Annotated in this window: 13 protein-coding genes; 1 reads left to right on the top strand and 12 read right to left on the bottom strand. The window is 40.3% G+C overall.

Features of this window, described 5'->3' with window-relative positions; translation table 11 throughout:
* Positions 1 to 11: 11 nt before the first annotated feature.
* The 12 genes from I6F45_RS09310 to rsmD form a co-directional block, all read right to left on the bottom strand.
* A complete protein-coding gene (locus I6F45_RS09310; RefSeq protein ID WP_197160305.1) occupies positions 12 to 2,552 on the bottom strand; it encodes an EAL domain-containing protein in 2,541 nt (846 codons plus the stop codon).
* Positions 2,553 to 2,664: 112 nt separating this feature from the next.
* The gene (gene purD / locus I6F45_RS09315; protein WP_197111581.1) at positions 2,665 to 3,948 is read right to left on the bottom strand and encodes a phosphoribosylamine--glycine ligase; all 1,284 of its coding nucleotides are present in this window, start codon (positions 3,946 to 3,948) and stop codon (positions 2,665 to 2,667) included.
* Between the two features lie 15 nt (positions 3,949 to 3,963).
* On the bottom strand, positions 3,964 to 4,785 hold the full coding sequence (locus I6F45_RS09320) for a class I SAM-dependent methyltransferase (RefSeq protein ID WP_007586523.1): 822 nt from the start codon (positions 4,783 to 4,785) through the stop codon (positions 3,964 to 3,966).
* A gap of 106 nt (positions 4,786 to 4,891) precedes the next feature.
* Entirely contained in the window at positions 4,892 to 6,478 is a 1,587-nt protein-coding gene (gene purH / locus I6F45_RS09325) for a bifunctional phosphoribosylaminoimidazolecarboxamide formyltransferase/IMP cyclohydrolase (RefSeq protein ID WP_007586526.1), read from the bottom strand.
* 191 nt (positions 6,479 to 6,669) lie between these two features.
* Positions 6,670 to 6,960: a DNA-binding transcriptional regulator Fis gene (gene fis, locus I6F45_RS09330; RefSeq protein WP_002957804.1), complete on the bottom strand. Its 291-nt coding sequence runs from the start codon at positions 6,958 to 6,960 to the stop codon at positions 6,670 to 6,672.
* Between the two features lie 19 nt (positions 6,961 to 6,979).
* Positions 6,980 to 7,951: a tRNA dihydrouridine synthase DusB gene (gene dusB, locus I6F45_RS09335; RefSeq protein WP_010553368.1), complete on the bottom strand. Its 972-nt coding sequence runs from the start codon at positions 7,949 to 7,951 to the stop codon at positions 6,980 to 6,982.
* A gap of 281 nt (positions 7,952 to 8,232) precedes the next feature.
* Positions 8,233 to 9,114, bottom strand: coding sequence for a 50S ribosomal protein L11 methyltransferase (gene prmA, locus I6F45_RS09340; protein WP_024590609.1), 882 nt, complete (start codon positions 9,112 to 9,114; stop codon positions 8,233 to 8,235).
* A 67-nt stretch (positions 9,115 to 9,181) separates the two neighbouring features.
* Positions 9,182 to 11,029 (bottom strand): RNA polymerase sigma factor RpoD, encoded by a 1,848-nt coding sequence (gene rpoD, locus I6F45_RS09345; RefSeq protein ID WP_007586533.1) that lies wholly within the window; start codon positions 11,027 to 11,029, stop codon positions 9,182 to 9,184.
* Between the two features lie 390 nt (positions 11,030 to 11,419).
* Positions 11,420 to 13,171, bottom strand: a complete 1,752-nt coding sequence (gene dnaG, locus I6F45_RS09350) for a DNA primase (protein WP_007586534.1) — start codon at positions 13,169 to 13,171, stop codon at positions 11,420 to 11,422.
* Positions 13,172 to 13,415: 244 nt separating this feature from the next.
* Positions 13,416 to 13,862 (bottom strand): GatB/YqeY domain-containing protein, encoded by a 447-nt coding sequence (locus I6F45_RS09355; protein ID WP_024590610.1) that lies wholly within the window; start codon positions 13,860 to 13,862, stop codon positions 13,416 to 13,418.
* Between the two features lie 19 nt (positions 13,863 to 13,881).
* Positions 13,882 to 14,097 (bottom strand): 30S ribosomal protein S21, encoded by a 216-nt coding sequence (gene rpsU / locus I6F45_RS09360; RefSeq protein WP_002957797.1) that lies wholly within the window; start codon positions 14,095 to 14,097, stop codon positions 13,882 to 13,884.
* 145 nt (positions 14,098 to 14,242) lie between these two features.
* On the bottom strand, positions 14,243 to 14,848 hold the full coding sequence (gene rsmD, locus I6F45_RS09365; protein WP_166376409.1) for a 16S rRNA (guanine(966)-N(2))-methyltransferase RsmD: 606 nt from the start codon (positions 14,846 to 14,848) through the stop codon (positions 14,243 to 14,245).
* 207 nt (positions 14,849 to 15,055) lie between these two features.
* Here rsmD and ftsY point away from each other — a divergent pair, with 207 nt between their 5' ends.
* Positions 15,056 to 16,987, top strand: coding sequence for a signal recognition particle-docking protein FtsY (gene ftsY, locus I6F45_RS09370; protein ID WP_197160308.1), 1,932 nt, complete (start codon positions 15,056 to 15,058; stop codon positions 16,985 to 16,987).
* Positions 16,988 to 17,024 lie beyond the last annotated feature (37 nt).

A 17,024-nucleotide genomic window follows, 5' to 3' on the forward strand; every position in this document is an offset into this window, starting at 1 on the left:
CCCTAAAGATGTTAAAAAGAGGAGTCTAACATTTTTAAGCTATATTGGCTTTTTAAGAAGAGTAAATAGTCGGTGTAAGGCAGTGCTTTTGCGTATAAATAACCTTGGGCGTTATCAGCGTTCATATCTTTGAGTAAGTGATGAATCTCTTGTGTTTCTACTCCTTCAATTGTTATTGATAAATTAAGGTTATGCGCCATATCAATCGCTGTTTGTACAATAACTTGATGAGTTGGGTTATTAGGTAAATCAAAAACAAACGACTTATCTATTTTAAGCTCACTAAAGTGATAGTTAACTAAGTAGCTAAGTGACGCATAGCCGGTCCCAAAGTCATCCAATACCACTTTAATACCTAATGCTGTTAACTCATCGACTAATTTTATAAGTGCATCTTGGCTGTCTACGAAGGCAGATTCGGTTAGCTCAAATTTAAGTAAGTAAGCTGGCACTTGGTATTTAATTAAAATGTTTTCTACTTTTTCGGCTAAGTTATTTATAGTTAGATTTTTAGCACTCAAATTTACACTAATTGTATGCTCGTTATAGCCATTTTTTATAAGCTCCACTATGTCTTTACAGGCTTGCTCTATTACCCATAGTGTTAGCTCGTTAATAATGCCAGTGTGCTCAGCAAGTGTTATCAATTCCTCTATTGATAAGTTACTGTAAGTTGGGTCTGGCCAACGTAATAAAGCCTCAGCACCACTGACGTTGTTACTCAATAAATCTATTTGAGGTTGATAGTAAAGCGCTAGTTGATTTGTTTTGATGGCTTGTTGCAACTTAGCGGCTAAAGCAACGTCCATCATCAGGTTATTACCGTTTGACGATGACCCAACTTGGTTAACGCTACCTTTTGCTTTTTTAAGGGCTAAATAACCACGTTTTAACCAATATTCGAAATCGTTACTCTTACCTGCATTACTAATACCTATGCTGTAGCCAAGCTGTAGGTTCAGCCCTTTAATTTCATATTGTTTTGGTAGGCTACTAATTATTTTAGTCAGTAGTGTTTCTAGTATTTCTTGGTTTTGTTTTTTAGTAGAAATACAAGCAAATACACCACTGCTCAAATCGGCTAAGCGTGGACTGGTGTTTAAATCTGTTTCGAGGTTTGTAAATTCGCGTTCATGGCTCAGTTCTAATTCAAGTTCTTTGGCCACATGCTTTATAAGTGTGTAGCCCTGAGATGAGGTAATAATTGTATTGAGCGAATTAAAGTGACGTATTTTTATTAAACATAAAGTTGTTGAGCGGTTTTGGCTTTGTAGCGCCATAAATGCTTGTTTTAGCTTGGAGCTATTAAGTAACTTTGTTTGTTGTGTGTGCGTGGCATGGTAAAGCGCACGTTCGCGCTGATACCTTACTCGGTCAGCTAACGCCATTGCCATTAAAATAACTTCGCACAAAATAGCCATTAAAAAGGCATGGCGCGAGGTAAAGCTATAAGCCAAAAAGCCAGTGAGCTCCATAGGCTGTATTACCGCACCAAATATCAGCGGTATCCACGAAAGTACATAAAACTTAGCCCACCTAAAGCCGCTACGTAGCTTGTTATAAATTAAAATAATACAAACAACGTATAAAAGTGCCATTACACAAAAAAACAACGGGGCTGCAATGTACTCAGGAATAAATAGACTAGCTATAGCCATTACTGACATAAACAAAAGCAGTTTTACGCTCATTTTGTATCGCCAGCAATTGTCCTTGTGATAGCGTAAAAACATAGTACAAAAGGCGAGAGTGAAAAATGATATTGCGTAGTTAAAAAATATGACTTTTTCGTGAATATATAACTGCCATTGCACTGGCCATAAATAAAATCCAAAACCAAGCACTGCACCCAATAAGGTTAACGCACTAATGATATAGCCAATATAAATTAAATAAACACGGTCTTTTATGCCAAAATAAAGCACCAAGTTATAAAGCGCAGCCATCAATAGCACGCCTACAAAAATACCCCAGATCCCAGTTTGAGAGCGCACTAAGTCAATAAACTCTTTATCACGATATAAGTTTACAGGTGTTTTACTTATGCCGACTGTGTCTATTTTCATTACTAGGCGCTGTGACGATTTTCTTTCTACTAAAAAACGAATATGCGGTACGCTGTATTCAAACAAAGAGAGGGCTTCTTCTTTATCGCCGAGTTTATATGTTTCAATTAGTTTGTTGTTTTTATCGAGGCGATAAACCGTAAGGTGATCGACCATAGGGTTGTCAAAATGTGCCACAACATTTTGCTTGTTAAGGCTTTTATTTTCTAAATCAAGAAACAACCAATAGTTTTGCTGGCTAAAACTCCATGGAACATCTGAAAATGGTTGATGAGTAAGTAATTCAGGTTGGTTAATGATGGTATCGAATGTTTTAGTTTTGGTTTCGTCAATATAGTAGGCGTAATCGAGGTACATTGGAGCCGTTTTATCAATTGTATATCGTGTAGGCACGACAAGGTTTGATGCCAATGTACTGATTATAAAAAATATAAATATCAGTATGGCAACAGCAATTGCATGGTAACGTAAAGTTCTTAGTTCCAACGTTAATTTACTTTTAAAAAACCTTTTAATTAGTGTAGCACTAAAAAAGCGCAGATAAACTGCGCTTTTGTAGTTAAATTAACTGGTTATACCAATGAATAGGTATTACAGGCTATTGCTCGCGTGCAATAGCACGGTAAGCTATATCAGTACGATATTCCATACCATCCCAGCTAATTTGTTTAACAAGCTCATAGGCGCGCTGCTGCGCTTCTGTAACAGTGTTACCAAGTGCTGTTGCGCATAATACGCGACCGCCTGCGGTTACAACGTCATTGCCACTTTGCTTAGTACCCGCATGAAACACTTTTTCACCCGCAGGGTAATCAACTTTTAGCCCCGAAATTGCATCACCTTTAGGGTAATCACCAGGGTAACCTTTAGCTGCAAGTACAACACCAACGGCTGCGCGTGGGTCAAACTTAATCGTTGTTTTATCAAGTTCTACACGGTTAGCAGCTTCAATCAATTCAACTAAGTCTGATTGTAAACGTAGCATCATTGGTTGAGTTTCAGGGTCGCCAAAGCGACAGTTGTACTCAATTACTTTAGGGGTACCTGTTTCGTCAATCATCAAACCTGCGTATAAAAAGCCGGTGTACGGATGGCCTTCGCTTGCCATGCCTTCTACCGTAGGGTAGATCACTTCGTTCATAATACGCTGGTGGATTTCATCCGTAACAACTGGCGCAGGTGAGTATGCACCCATGCCACCCGTGTTAGGACCGGCATCGCCATTGTAAGCGCGTTTATGGTCTTGACTGGTAGCAAATGGTAATACGTTTTTGCCATCAACCATTACAATGAAAGACGCTTCTTCACCCTCTAAAAATTCTTCAATAACAACACGGCTTCCCGCATCGCCAAAAGCATTACCCGCAAGCATATCGCGAATAGCATCTTCGGCATCGGCTTCCGTCATTGCTACAATTACGCCTTTACCTGCAGCTAAACCATCTGCTTTTACAACAATTGGCGCGCCTTTTTCTTTTAAATAAGCTAGGGCTGGGTCAATTTGTTCAAACGTTTGATAATCGCCTGATGGGATATTGTGGCGCGCTAAAAAATCTTTAGTAAACGATTTAGAGCCTTCAAGCTGGGCTGCGCCTGCCGTTGGGCCAAAAATAGCCATGTTATGTTCACGAAACTTATCAACAACACCCAGTACTAACGGTATTTCTGGACCTACAATAGTAAGCTCTACCTTGTTTTGCTGTGCAAAACTAAGTAAACCATCTAAGTCGTCAACGTTTATTGCTACGTTTTCAAGTTTTGGTTCAAGTGCAGTACCTGCATTACCAGGGGCTACAAATACAGTATTTACTTTGGTGTTTTGAGCGGCTTTAAACGCAAGTGCGTGTTCGCGGCCGCCGCTGCCAATGACTAAAACATTCATGGCGAAAATTCCTATTTAAAGCGGTTTCTTAAATTTCAGCGTCATGCGGTCGCTTTCACCAATGGCTTTATATTTGTCAGCATCTTGTTCGCCGAGTCTTAAGCTTGGTGGTAGCGTCCATACACCTTTAGGGTGATCGGCTGTATCTTTTGGATTTGCATTTATTTCACTGCTTGCTACTAATTCAAACCCAGCTTGTTTAGCAAGGTCTACTACGTAGCTCTGCTTCATATAACCTGATGTTTTTTGATCTTCGTCAGCACGCTCTTCAGCTAAACGGTGTTCAACTAAACCTAATGTACCACCTGGTTTAAGGGCTTTATAAAAAGCTTGGAATGCACTTAATGCACCGCTTTTATCTTTGCCCATATACCAGTTATGCACATTACGGAAAGTTAAAACCATATCGGCACTGCCAGCTGGCGCAATATCTAAATGTGTTACAGGTGCAAACTCAGTAATTTTAACGCTACTAAAGCGCTCATCTTCAGCTACTTTTTGTTTAAAGCCCGCAAGAGAGCGTTGGTAGTAGCCAACTGATGAATCAGCAGGAAAGTGCGCGGCATAATAAGTACCTTGCTCTTTTAGTGCTGGCGCTAAAATTTCACTATACCAACCACCGCCTGGCGCAATTTCAACAACTGTCATAGTGGGTTTAAAGCCAAAAAATGCAAGTGTTTGAGCCGGGTGACGATATTCGTCACGAACGCTGTTTTTAGCGCTACGTTCGCTTGATTGAAGTGCATGCTCAAGGCTCGATTCGTGGTTATGGCTAAGCGCCATAGTCGATGTCATCGTTAGTGTGGCTACAAGTAGCGATTTTAGCGCAAATTTCATTGTTTGTTCCTTCACATTATAATTTTAAATAGGTTATTGAATAATCAGAATACGTGAATTTATAGCAAACAAAAAGGGTTAAACCAACGTTTAACCCTTTGTGTGATTAGTGGCGGAAATGGCGCATACCAGTAAGTACCATTGCCATGCCAGCTTCATCAGCAGCTGCAATCACTTCTTCATCACGCATTGAGCCACCTGGCTGAATTACCGCAGTAATACCAGCGGCTGCTGCTGCGTCAATTCCATCACGGAATGGGAAGAATGCATCAGACGCCATAACTGAACCTTTAACTTCAAGGTTTTCGTCGGCAGCTTTTATGCCTGCAATTTTAGCTGAGTATACGCGGCTCATTTGGCCTGCGCCTACACCAATGGTCATACCGTCACGGGCATAAACAATTGCGTTTGATTTAACAAACTTAGCTACTTTCCAACAAAATAGTAAATCTTTAAGTTCTTGCTCTGTAGGTTGGCGCTTAGAAACAACTTTTAAGTCGCCTTGCGTTACCATGCCTAAATCGCGGTCTTGAACTAAAATACCGCCGTTAACGCGTTTAATATCTTGGCCAGCTGCTTTACCTGTCCACTGTCCACATTCTAATAAACGAACGTTCTTTTTAGCTTCAACAATTTTTGCAGCGTCGCTCGAAATACTAGGTGCGATAATTACTTCAACAAACTGACGATCAACAATTGCTTGTGCAGTTGCGGCATCTAGCTCTCGGTTAAAGGCAATAATGCCACCAAATGCTGATGTAGGGTCTGTTTTAAAAGCGCGCTCGTATGCTTGTAGAATATTGTCCCCAATTGAAACACCACACGGGTTAGCATGTTTTACAATTACGCACGCAGGTACGTCAAATTCTTTAACACATTCAAGTGCTGCATCGGTATCTGCAATGTTGTTAAACGAAAGGGCCTTACCTTGCAATTGAGTTGCTGTTGCAACTGATGCTTCAGCAATGTCACTTTCAACATAAAAAGCAGCATCTTGATGTGAGTTTTCACCGTAACGCATATCTTGCTTTTTAGTGAACTGCATATTGATAGTACGTGGGAATTTAGTCTCTACAGCAGCTTCCTCGGTGTAATCAGGAACCATTTTACCGAAGTAGTTAGCAATCATGCCATCGTATGCGGCAGTATGCTCGTAAGCTGCAATCGCTAAGTCAAAACGTGTTTTATATGTAGTAGAGCCATTATTGTTTTGCATTTCACTAATAACACGGTCGTAGTCACTCGCGTTTACCACGATTGTTACGTCTTTGTGGTTTTTAGCGGCTGCACGAACCATTGTAGGGCCGCCAATATCAATATTTTCAATAGCATCTTCAAGGCTGCAGTTTTCTTGAGCGACTGTATTCGCAAAGGGGTATAAGTTAACTACAACTATGTCGATAGCAGAAATGTTGTTATCTGCCATTACGCTTTCATCTTGTCCGCGACGGGCTAATATGCCGCCGTGAATTTTTGGGTGAAGAGTTTTTACGCGACCATCCATGATTTCAGGGTGGCCTGTGTGATCTGATACTTCAGTCACTTTTATGCCGTTATCAGCAAGTAGTTTACATGTACCGCCAGTTGATAATATATCAACGCCTTGCGCTTCTAGTGCGCGGGCAAATTCAACAATACCGGTTTTATCAGACACACTTAATAGTGCGCGACGAATGGGACGATGAGTATCCATTGTAGTTTGATTTCCTCAGTTAATGAGCTAGCTTAGAAGCGGGCATTTTAACTGATTACAACTCAAAAAACGACTTATAAAGCGCCGATGAGGGTGAGCATTTTGCAACTCGGCTATTAAACTACGGGCATAAAAAAAGCACCCTAGGGTGCTTTTTTAATAATTAGCTGTGATAAATCACAGCCAGCATATTAGTTCATGCCGTATTTTTTAAGCTTTTTACGTAAAGTACCACGGTTGATACCTAGTAAAATTGCTGCACGAGTTTGGTTACCACGTGTATATGTCATTACTTCTTCAAGTAATGGCGCTTCTAGCTCTGAAAGAACAAGGTCGTAAACGTCTTGCACATCTTGACCGTTAAGCTGCTTTAAATAGTGGTGAACAGCTTTTTTTACTGCATCACGCAATGGCTGCGGTTTCTCGTGTGACTGAACATGAGGGTTAGTGATAAATGGAGAAGTCACGTTTTGTTCGAACATTATTAAGTCTCTTTCTTTCTTAGTTAGCTGCTAGTGTTTTAAAGTATTGCTCTAATGCGACGACCTGTGCTTGTGGGTTGTCGAGCGCATTAAATACTCGCCTAAACTGACCATCACTGTCATGGGTTTGCAAATACCAAGATACATGTTTGCGAGCAATTCGCGCTCCCATTGGCTCACCGTAAAACAGATGGAGGTTTGTTAAATGCTCCATTAAAATACTGCGCACCTCTGCAATAGCAGGCGGCTGTAAGTGTTCCCCAGTTCGCAAATAGTGGTCTATCTCCCTAAATATCCAAGGGCGACCTTGGGCGGCTCGGCCAATCATAATGGCATCTGCACCCGTATAGTCTAAAACCTGTTTTGCTTTTTCTGGTGATGTAATATCACCATTGGCAACAACAGGAATCGACACTGAACGTTTTATATCCCTAATCGTGGCGTACTCAGCATCACCTTTGTACATACATGCGCGCGTACGCCCATGTACAGCAAGTGATGCAATGCCATAACGTTCAGCTATTCTCGCAATCTCTACACCATTACGGTTATCCGGATCCCATCCTGTACGGATTTTAAGTGTCACAGGTATATCAACAGCATTAACGACTGCATCAATAATCTCTTCCACAAGTTCAGGAAACTGTAATAAGGCAGAGCCTGCGAGTTTCTTGTTCACTTTTTTTGCTGGGCACCCCATATTGATATCTATGATCTGTGCACCGTTAGCAACATTGAATTGTGCGGCCTGCGCCATAAGCTCAGGATCTGCTCCTGCAATTTGCACAGCGCGTATACCCGACTCACCGCTGTGATCCATACGGTTCATCGACTTTTCCGTTTTCCAAACCTTAGGATTAGACGATAGCATTTCAGAAACAGCTAGCCCTGCGCCTAAACGACGGCAAAGTTGTCTAAATGGTCTGTCTGTAATGCCAGCCATTGGCGCGACAATTACATTATTCTCAAGTTGGTATTTACCGATACGCACTATATTCAATAGGCCTCTTTTCAAGGGGCGCTAAGTTTACGGTTTTTTTCACAAAAATCAAAGGCTATAAATTGAACAAAAGTAACTTTTTTTTGCCCTTTTCGTATTGACATTTGATAACCACATGACAAGTAGGTTGATTTGTTTGAAATTTATACAAGTTTTATTTTTTACACAATAATCAGAAAACTTTTAATATGTAAAAAAATAGTAAAGCCTGTTAAATACAGGCTTTACATGCAGGTTTTGAGTTAATGCTCTAAATTTGGTTATGCAGTTTATTACGCTTTTTTAGTGCCACTTACTCGAGTCCAATCACCTTCAACGGCAATGTCATCTAGTTCAATAAACGGTGCATAAATATCAGCAACTGATTGTGCTTGTTCTTCTAAAATACCCGACATTGCAATCTTGCCACCAGGCTTTAATAAACCTAAAATTACACTGTGCAATTCGCGAAGTGGCTGGGCTAATATATTTGCCACTACTATGTCGGCGGTAAACTCAGGTTGGTTTTCTGGAAGGTATACTTCAAGTTTGTCTGCAACGCCATTACGGTTAGCATTATCTAAGCTTGCCTCAAGCGCTTGAGGATCAATATCAATCCCAATCATGCGCTCTGCGCCTAGTTTTATAGCTGCAATACCTAAAATGCCTGAGCCACAACCAAAATCAACAACCGTTTTACCTGTTAGATCTTGGCTTTCTAACCACTTAAGGCATAAGGCCGTTGTTGCATGTGTGCCCGTGCCAAAAGCAAGGCCAGGGTCAAGCAGTACATTTACTGCATCAGGATCTGGAATGTCGCGCCAGCTTGGACAAATCCATAGCCTTTCACCAAATTGAATAGGGTGGAAGTTATCCATCCATTCACGTTCCCAGTCTTTATCCTCAAGCTGCTCTATTTTGTATACTAAATTGTCTTTTAGTTCATCATGGCGTTTCAATAACGCAACGACTGCATTCATATCGTGATTAGCTTCAAACAAGCCAATTACTGTTGTATCAGCCCAAAATACAACGGTGCCAATTTTAGGTTCGTAAATAGGGGTGTCTTTTGCGTCAATAAAGGTTACTGAAGCACTACCCGCTTCCATTAATAGGTCACTTACTGCATCTGCTGTTGCAGCATTGGCGTTAATACGAATTTGGATCCAAGCCATGATTATTTCCTTCAAATAGAAAAAAGGCCGCTATAGCGGCCTTTTTAGTTTATATAGTAGCGCTAAATTATTTAGCGTCTAAAAAGCTTTTCAGTAAATCTGAGCGAGAAGGGTGGCGTAATTTACGCAGCGCTTTCGCTTCTATTTGACGAATACGTTCACGTGTTACGTCAAACTGTTTACCTACTTCTTCTAAGGTGTGGTCGGTATTCATATCAATACCAAAACGCATACGTAGTACTTTAGCTTCACGGGCTGTTAGGCCTGCAAGTACATCGTTAGTTGCGCCACGAAGAGACTCCATTGTTGCCGAATCGATTGGCGAATCAATAGTTGTATCTTCGATAAAGTCACCTAAGTGAGAATCTTCATCATCACCGATTGGTGTTTCCATTGAAATTGGCTCTTTAGCAATCTTAAGTACCTTACGGATTTTATCCTCAGGCATCATCATGCGTTCTGCTAATTCTTCTGGATTTGGCTCACGACCCATTTCTTGTAACATTTGACGAGAAATACGGTTAAGTTTATTAATCGTTTCAATCATATGTACTGGAATACGGATTGTTCTTGCTTGGTCAGCAATAGAGCGAGTGATTGCTTGACGTATCCACCACGTAGCATAAGTAGAGAACTTATAACCACGGCGATATTCAAACTTATCAACTGCTTTCATCAGACCAATGTTACCTTCTTGAATTAAATCCAAGAATTGTAAGCCACGGTTTGTATATTTTTTAGCAATTGAGATTACAAGACGTAAGTTAGCTTCAACCATTTCTTTTTTCGCACGGCGTGCTTTCGCTTCACCAATGCTCATTCGACGGTTAATGTCTTTAATACGCTCAATGCTTAAACCTGTTGTTTGTTCAATAACAGATAATTTATTAATGCTACGAATGATTTCTGGCTTAACTTCTTCAAGTTTAGCTGAATACTTTTCGTTACCCGAAATTTCTAAATCTACCCATGAAGCGTCAGTTTCGTTATTAGCAAAATGCTTAACGAACGTTTTCTTCGGTAATTTAGCAATTTGTACAGCTTGTTTCATGATTAGACGTTCTTGAACGCGAACACGATCCATCATTTCACGCATGTTATTTACCATGCGGTCAAACTGTTTAGGTATTAATTTAAAGGTTCTGAAAAGCTCACCAATTTCAAAAATGGCGGCTTGTGATTCAGGATGCGAACGACCTTTAGCTTCAAACGTATCACGTGCTTTATTGTATAAATCACGTAAATTTTCAAAATGAATGCGCGCTTCTTCAGGATCTGGCCCTGTGTCTACTTCTTCTTCATCTTCGTCATCGCTATCAGCATCATCTTTGTCATCTTTATCGTCATCAAGTTGCTTAGCACTTAATTCTGAACCGATATTAGTTGCTGAAATTGGCGCTGTATCTTCATTAGGATCGATAAATCCAACGATGATATCGCTTAAACGCATTTCTTCAGCTTCAAACTTATCCCACTGCTCTAGCAGGTAAGTGATTGCTTCAGGGTACTCTGCAACAGAAATCTGTACTTGGTTAATGCCTTCTTCGATACGTTTAGCGATTACAATTTCGCCTTCACGTGTAAGAAGTTCAACAGTACCCATTTCACGCATGTACATGCGAACCGGATCCGTTGTACGGCCGATTTCTTTTTCTACAGTCGCAAGGGCTGCAGCGGCAGCTTCAGCTGCGTCTTCGTCTGTCGTTGTTTCTTGCATCATTAATTCATCAGCATCAGGCGCGTTTTCGCTAACCTTGATACCCATATCATTAATCATGCTTATGATATCTTCTACTTGATCTGAGTCTATAATGTCTTGTGGAAGGTGATCATTTACTTCTGCAAAAGTTAAGTAGCCTTGCTCTTTACCTTTTTGAATCAGAAGTTTTAATTGTGACTGAGGAGTTGGATCCATAGAGATTGTTTCTTCCACTCTGATAAGTTGATACAACAGGCGCCATCATGTAGTTTGCATTAAAGCCAACTAGAATAATGTGACGCAGTGAATAGCACAGTATAACAGTTTAAATCAATTTTGACTAGGGTCTGTTGGCCTTTCAGGATTAAAGTTTGTTCTATCCAAGGGTGGTTTAATCGCGGCGCCAGGTTTGTAACCTAGTGGGCTAAGTCAAAACCGGGCAACAAAGAGTAAACCTCCCTTGGGACGAACCCAAAGGGCAGCTCGTGTTCGGCATTTATGCTGCGTTATCGCCTATTTATGTGGAATAACCACACTACATAGGCTCTGCCTTGTCTAAATACCAAACACACTGCTGTAAACTTAACCTCGAAAGATAAACAGACCCTAACTGTTAGTGGCTTTTAACGCTGTCATTAACAAATGACACTCAAGTCTTTCGTCGCTACTAAGGCCTTGAGTCTTGTCCTTTATTAATAGGGTCTCGAGTCGATAATTTAAACACTGATCTTCAATAAACTTGAAAGTATTTTTAAAAACCGTCTCTAAACGCTCTTCATTTATGTCGTGTTGCCACGTTGCAAGCTTGATTAAGGGCTCGTAATCTTCAGTTCCTCTAAAAAATTCGAGTAGTTGCGCTGTGGTAATGCTTTCTTTTTCTAAAGCTTGCTCTTGTAAGCGTAATAATAGCCCTATACCAGCAATATTCATTTGTGCGAGTTCAGGCAAATATGGCACATTTTTAGCCAAATTAGGATGTTGAATTAAAATACCAATCGCTTGACGCATTGGTGTTATTTTAAACTTACGTTCAATCGAATGCTGTTGCTTTGGCGTTTTTAAACGGTTATTTAATTGCTCACGTGTTCTTCCGATTAAACGCCCTAACTGTTCAAGAATGTTTTCTTGATAAAATTCACTTGGGATTTTTTCAATGAGTGGAAGTGCTGCACTGAGTAATTTAGCTTTTCCTGAGTCGAGTGTTAAATCAACTTCTTGGCTTAATTTATTAAACAATACTTTGGTAAAGTCATCTGCTTGGCTTAGGCGCAATTCGAATTGCTCCTTACCTTCTTTTTGTACAAGAGAGTCAGGGTCTTCGCCATCGGGTAAAAAAGTAAATTGCAGTGCTTTACCGTCATTTAAATAAGGAAGTGCGTTTTCAAGCGCCCTCCAAGCTGCATCACGGCCAGCTCTGTCGCCATCGTAACAACAGATTACTTTATCTGTTGTTCTAAACAGCGTATGCATGTGCTCGCTTGTTGTTGCGGTACCTAGTGATGCAACGGCATATTCAATCCCTTGCTCGGCTAAGGCAACAACATCCATGTAACCTTCCACAACCATTACATGCTCAAGTTTTTTATGGGCTTGCTTTGCTTCATAAAGTCCGTAAAGCTCAAAGCCTTTATGAAAAATTCGGGTCTCCGGCGAGTTTAAATATTTTGGCCCTTGGTCGGCTTGCATTACACGCCCACCAAATGCAATAACGCGTCCGCGTTTATCGCGAATAGGGAACATTAATCGGTCGCGGAAAAAATCAAATTGTCTGCCTGGTGTTTTTTCTGAAGCTAGCTTTAATTCAACTAATTGCTCTTTTTGTTCTTTATTACGGCCAAGCTGAAGACATAATCCATCCCATTCGCTGGGAGCGTAGCCAATCATAAACTTTTTAACTGTTTCACCACTTAAACCACGGCCTTTTACATATTCAATAACGGCGGCAGAATTACTGTGGTGTTTTAATTGGTGCTGATAAAAGCGCGCAGTATGAAGCATTAAATCGTAATCAGAGCGCTTTTGCGCAGCAGTACGTTCTGGTGCTGAGTTTGTGCCCTGTTCTCGAGGTACTTCTAAGTTAAGCATGCTTGCTATTTCTTCAATAGCATCTACAAACTCAAGCTTTTCATACTCCATTACAAACGAAATAGCATTACCATTAGCACCACAACCAAAGCAATGATAAAACTGTTTGTCTTGCGATACGGTAAATGAGGGCGATTTTTCGTTATGAAATGGGCAGCAAGCTTGATAATCCTTACCTGCTTTTTTTAGACCTACTTTTGAGTCTATCAGGTCGACAATATCGGTTCTGGCAAGTAAATCGTCTATAAAGTTACGTGGGATCTTTCCAGCCATTAGTAAAATACAGTCCTGAAATAATAAGAAGAATAACGAATATGAAATTTACTTTTTTATACTTGCTTGATGCAAAGTATAGCGTGCTTTAACTTACCAAAATGATAGCAAAATAAATAGGGAAGCTATAAAAAATTTCATTTTAAAGTAACCTAGTAGGTGTACTTTTTATCAAAGTTAAAAACAAAGAAACCGAGCGCAAGGCTCGGTTCACTTCAATCATACTTTAATGTATGTGGGAGTATTAGGCAGTTAATCGTTGCTTAATTAAACCAGAGATTTTGCCCATATCGGCACGACCTTCGGCTTTGCTTTTGATTATACCCATTACTTTACCCATGTCTTGCATACCTGCTGCGTTAGTATCAGCAATAGCCGCATCAATGAGAGCAATGATTTCTTCTTCACTCAATTTTTGAGGTAAGAAAGTTTCAAGTGCCACTATTTCATTGGCTTCAATATCAGCTAAATCATCACGCCCAGCATCTTTGTACTGAGTGTAAGAGTCACGACGTTGTTTAACAAGCTTCACTATAACGGAGGTAATACCTGCGTCGTCTAGTTCTATACGCTCGTCAATTTCACGTTGCTTGATTGCAGCAAGTACCATACGAATAGGGTTAAGACGTAATTTGTCTTTAGCTCTCATCGCATCTTTTTGCGCATCTTTTAGCGTTATTAAAAGGCTCATTTATACAAGACCTAATATATTAGTATAATTTAACGCGACGTGCGTTATCACGAGAAAGTTTTTTCATGTGACGTTTTACTGCAGCAGCTTTTTTACGCTTACGCTCAGCTGTTGGTTTTTCATAGTGCTCGCGACGACGAACTTCTGAAAGGATTCCTGCTTTTTCACATGAACGCTTGAAGCGACGAAGTGCTACGTCAAACGGTTCGTTCTCTCTTACTTTAATTACTGGCATTAAAAATTCACCTACCTAAATTATGAGCGTTGCTCAAGTTGATCAAACATTGATCAAGTGGTTCAAAAATGGTGCGGTATTGTAATCCGAAGCAACACCACATGTAAAGGACAATATTAACAGAAACGCATCATGTAAAACAGTATTAATTTGATTGGCGCTGGTAGAGTTTGCAAAACACTTGGCCTGCCTTTTTTTCTTTAATTAACAACCAGTTGCTCGGGTTCTTGAAGGTGGTTAACTCTGTTTCTACTTCAACATAAATTAATGCATCATCGCTTAACCATTGGTTTTTTTCTAATAAATCGCAGGTTGTTTGCGCTAAATCTTTACGAAATGGTGGGTCAACAAATACAAGATTAAACGCTTCGTTTGTGTTTTTTTGCTCTAAAAAGGAGAGTGAATTAGTATGTTTAACGTATGCGTTGTCGAGCTTTAAAGTGCTAATGTTTTGTTCTAATTGCTTGGCAGCTGACGAGTCGAGCTCGATAAATGTGGCGTTTTTAGCAAATCGAGATAGCGCTTCAAATCCTAACCCACCAGAACCTGCAAAACAATCAAGTACATTTGTGTCACGCGTATCTTGCATTAGCCAATTAAATACAGTTTCTTTAATTCGATCGGTAGTAGGTCTTAAGCCTTCTACATTTTTAACAGGGAGTTTTCGGCCTCGAAATTGGCCACTAATCACTCTAATAAAGCCATCACTGGGCTTGTTAGTAGCTTTATTTTGCGTTGTTTTTTTTCTCATTTAGCTCACTAAAAAATGGTATATGGTATCTAGCTCAGATAATATTATGGGTGATTACGTGTAGCTTCATTTTTCAACCGTATTAAAAGTGTTACTATTGAACACTTACGTTTTGAATGGTTGTATTTATTAGCAACTATTGCTGGGCATTGCCAAGCTATTTCAAATTTTAGTTTATCAGATTTTTATAAGTGGTTATTAGCAAGTATGACAAAAAAAAGTAAATTCATGTCGTGGCTCGGTTTTGGCAAGTCAGATAAAAAAGAAGCAGAGCAAAAAGCAGCCGCTGATAAACAACAAGCATTAGCGCAAGAAGAAGCGCAGAAGCTAGAGCAAGAAAAGCTTGCGCAGCAGGCTGAAACTGAACGCTTACAAGCAGAAGCCGAAGCAGAGCGCTTAGAGCAGGAGCGTATTGCTGCTGAACAAATTGAAGCTAAACGTTTAGAGCAAGAAAAGCTAGCACAGGAGCAAGCTGAAGCTGAACGTTTAAAAGCAGAGGCCGAAACAGAGCGCTTAGAGCAGGAGCGTATTGCTGCTGAAAAAATTGAAGCTAAACGTTCAGAGCAAGAAAAGCTAGCACAGGAGCAAGCTGAAGCTGAACGTTTAAAAGCAGAAGCCGAAACAGAGCGCTTAGAGCTGGAGCGTATTGCTTCTGAACAAATTGAAGCAAAACGTTTAGAGCAAGAGCGTGCTGAAAACGCAGAAAAGATTGCCATTGAGCAGGCCAATGCTGAATTACTTGCAAAACAACAAGCTGATGCAGAAGCGCAAAGACAAGAACACGCACAACGTTTAGCCGATCAAGAAACGCAGATGCTGTTAGAGCAAGAGCGATTGGCTGCAGAAAAAATAGAGGCTGAGCGACTAGAGCAAATACGCCTTGAAAAAAAGGATGAAGCTGTAAAGGCTGAAAAGCTTGCAATAGAGCAAGCGAATGCTGAGTTATTAGCAAAAGAACAAGCAGATGCTGAAGCACAAAGACAAGATCAAGCAAAACGTTTAGCAGAACAAGAAGCGCAAATGCGTTTAGAGCAAGAACGCATTGCTGCTGATAAAGCAGAAAGCGAGCGCTTAGAACAAGAACGTATTACTGCTGAGAAAGCTCAGAACGAGCGTTTAGAACAAGAACGTATTGCGGCTGAAAAAACTCAGAGTGAGCGTTTAGAGCAAGAACGCATTACTGCTGAAAAAGTAGAAAAGCCGAAAAAAGAAGGGTTTTTCTCTCGTCTTAAAAAGGGCTTGTTAAAAACTCGCGTTAATATAGGTTCTGGTTTTGCATCTATTTTTAGTGGTAAAAAAATAGATGACGAATTATTTGAAGATCTTGAAACACAGCTGCTCACCGCCGATTTAGGCGTTGATACCACCATGAAGTTGATTGATAGCTTAACTGATGCTGCAAACCGTAAGCAGTTAAAAGATGGTGATGCGCTTTATGAGTTAATGAAACAAGAAATGGCGGCGATGCTAAAAACGGCTGAACAGCCTTTAGTAATTACCAAAGATAAAAAGCCATTTGTTATTTTAATGGTGGGCGTAAATGGCGTTGGTAAAACAACGACTATTGGTAAGATGGCTAAGCAATTTCAAAGCGAAGGTAAGTCGGTTATGCTGGCTGCTGGCGATACGTTTAGAGCGGCTGCTGTTGAGCAACTTCAGGTTTGGGGTGAACGTAACAGCATTCCTGTTATTGCACAGCATACGGGTGCAGATAGTGCATCGGTTGTTTTTGATGCATTCCAAGCTGCAAAAGCACGTAATATAGATGTGTTAATTGCAGATACAGCGGGTCGCTTGCAAAATAAAGATAACTTAATGCAGGAGCTTGAAAAAATAGCTCGTGTTATGAAAAAAATTGATCCTGATGCGCCGCACGAAGTGATGCTAACCATTGATGCTGGCACAGGTCAAAATGCAATTAGCCAAGTGAACTTATTTAATCAATGCGTTGGCTTAACTGGTATTACGCTTTCAAAACTTGATGGAACTGCAAAGGGTGGTGTTATTTTTGCGGTTGCAGATAAGTTTAATATTCCAATTCGTTACATTGGTGTTGGTGAAGGTATTGATGATTTACGCGCTTTTAAAAGCGATGACTTTATTGATGCGTTATTTAGCCAAGATGAGGACGACGTTTAATTTACCAAAAGAGGGAGCTTGCTCCCTTTTTAATTGC

The sequence above is a fragment of the Pseudoalteromonas sp. SWYJZ19 genome, from assembly GCF_015864375.1.
Lineage (GTDB): Bacteria > Pseudomonadota > Gammaproteobacteria > Enterobacterales > Alteromonadaceae > Pseudoalteromonas > Pseudoalteromonas arctica.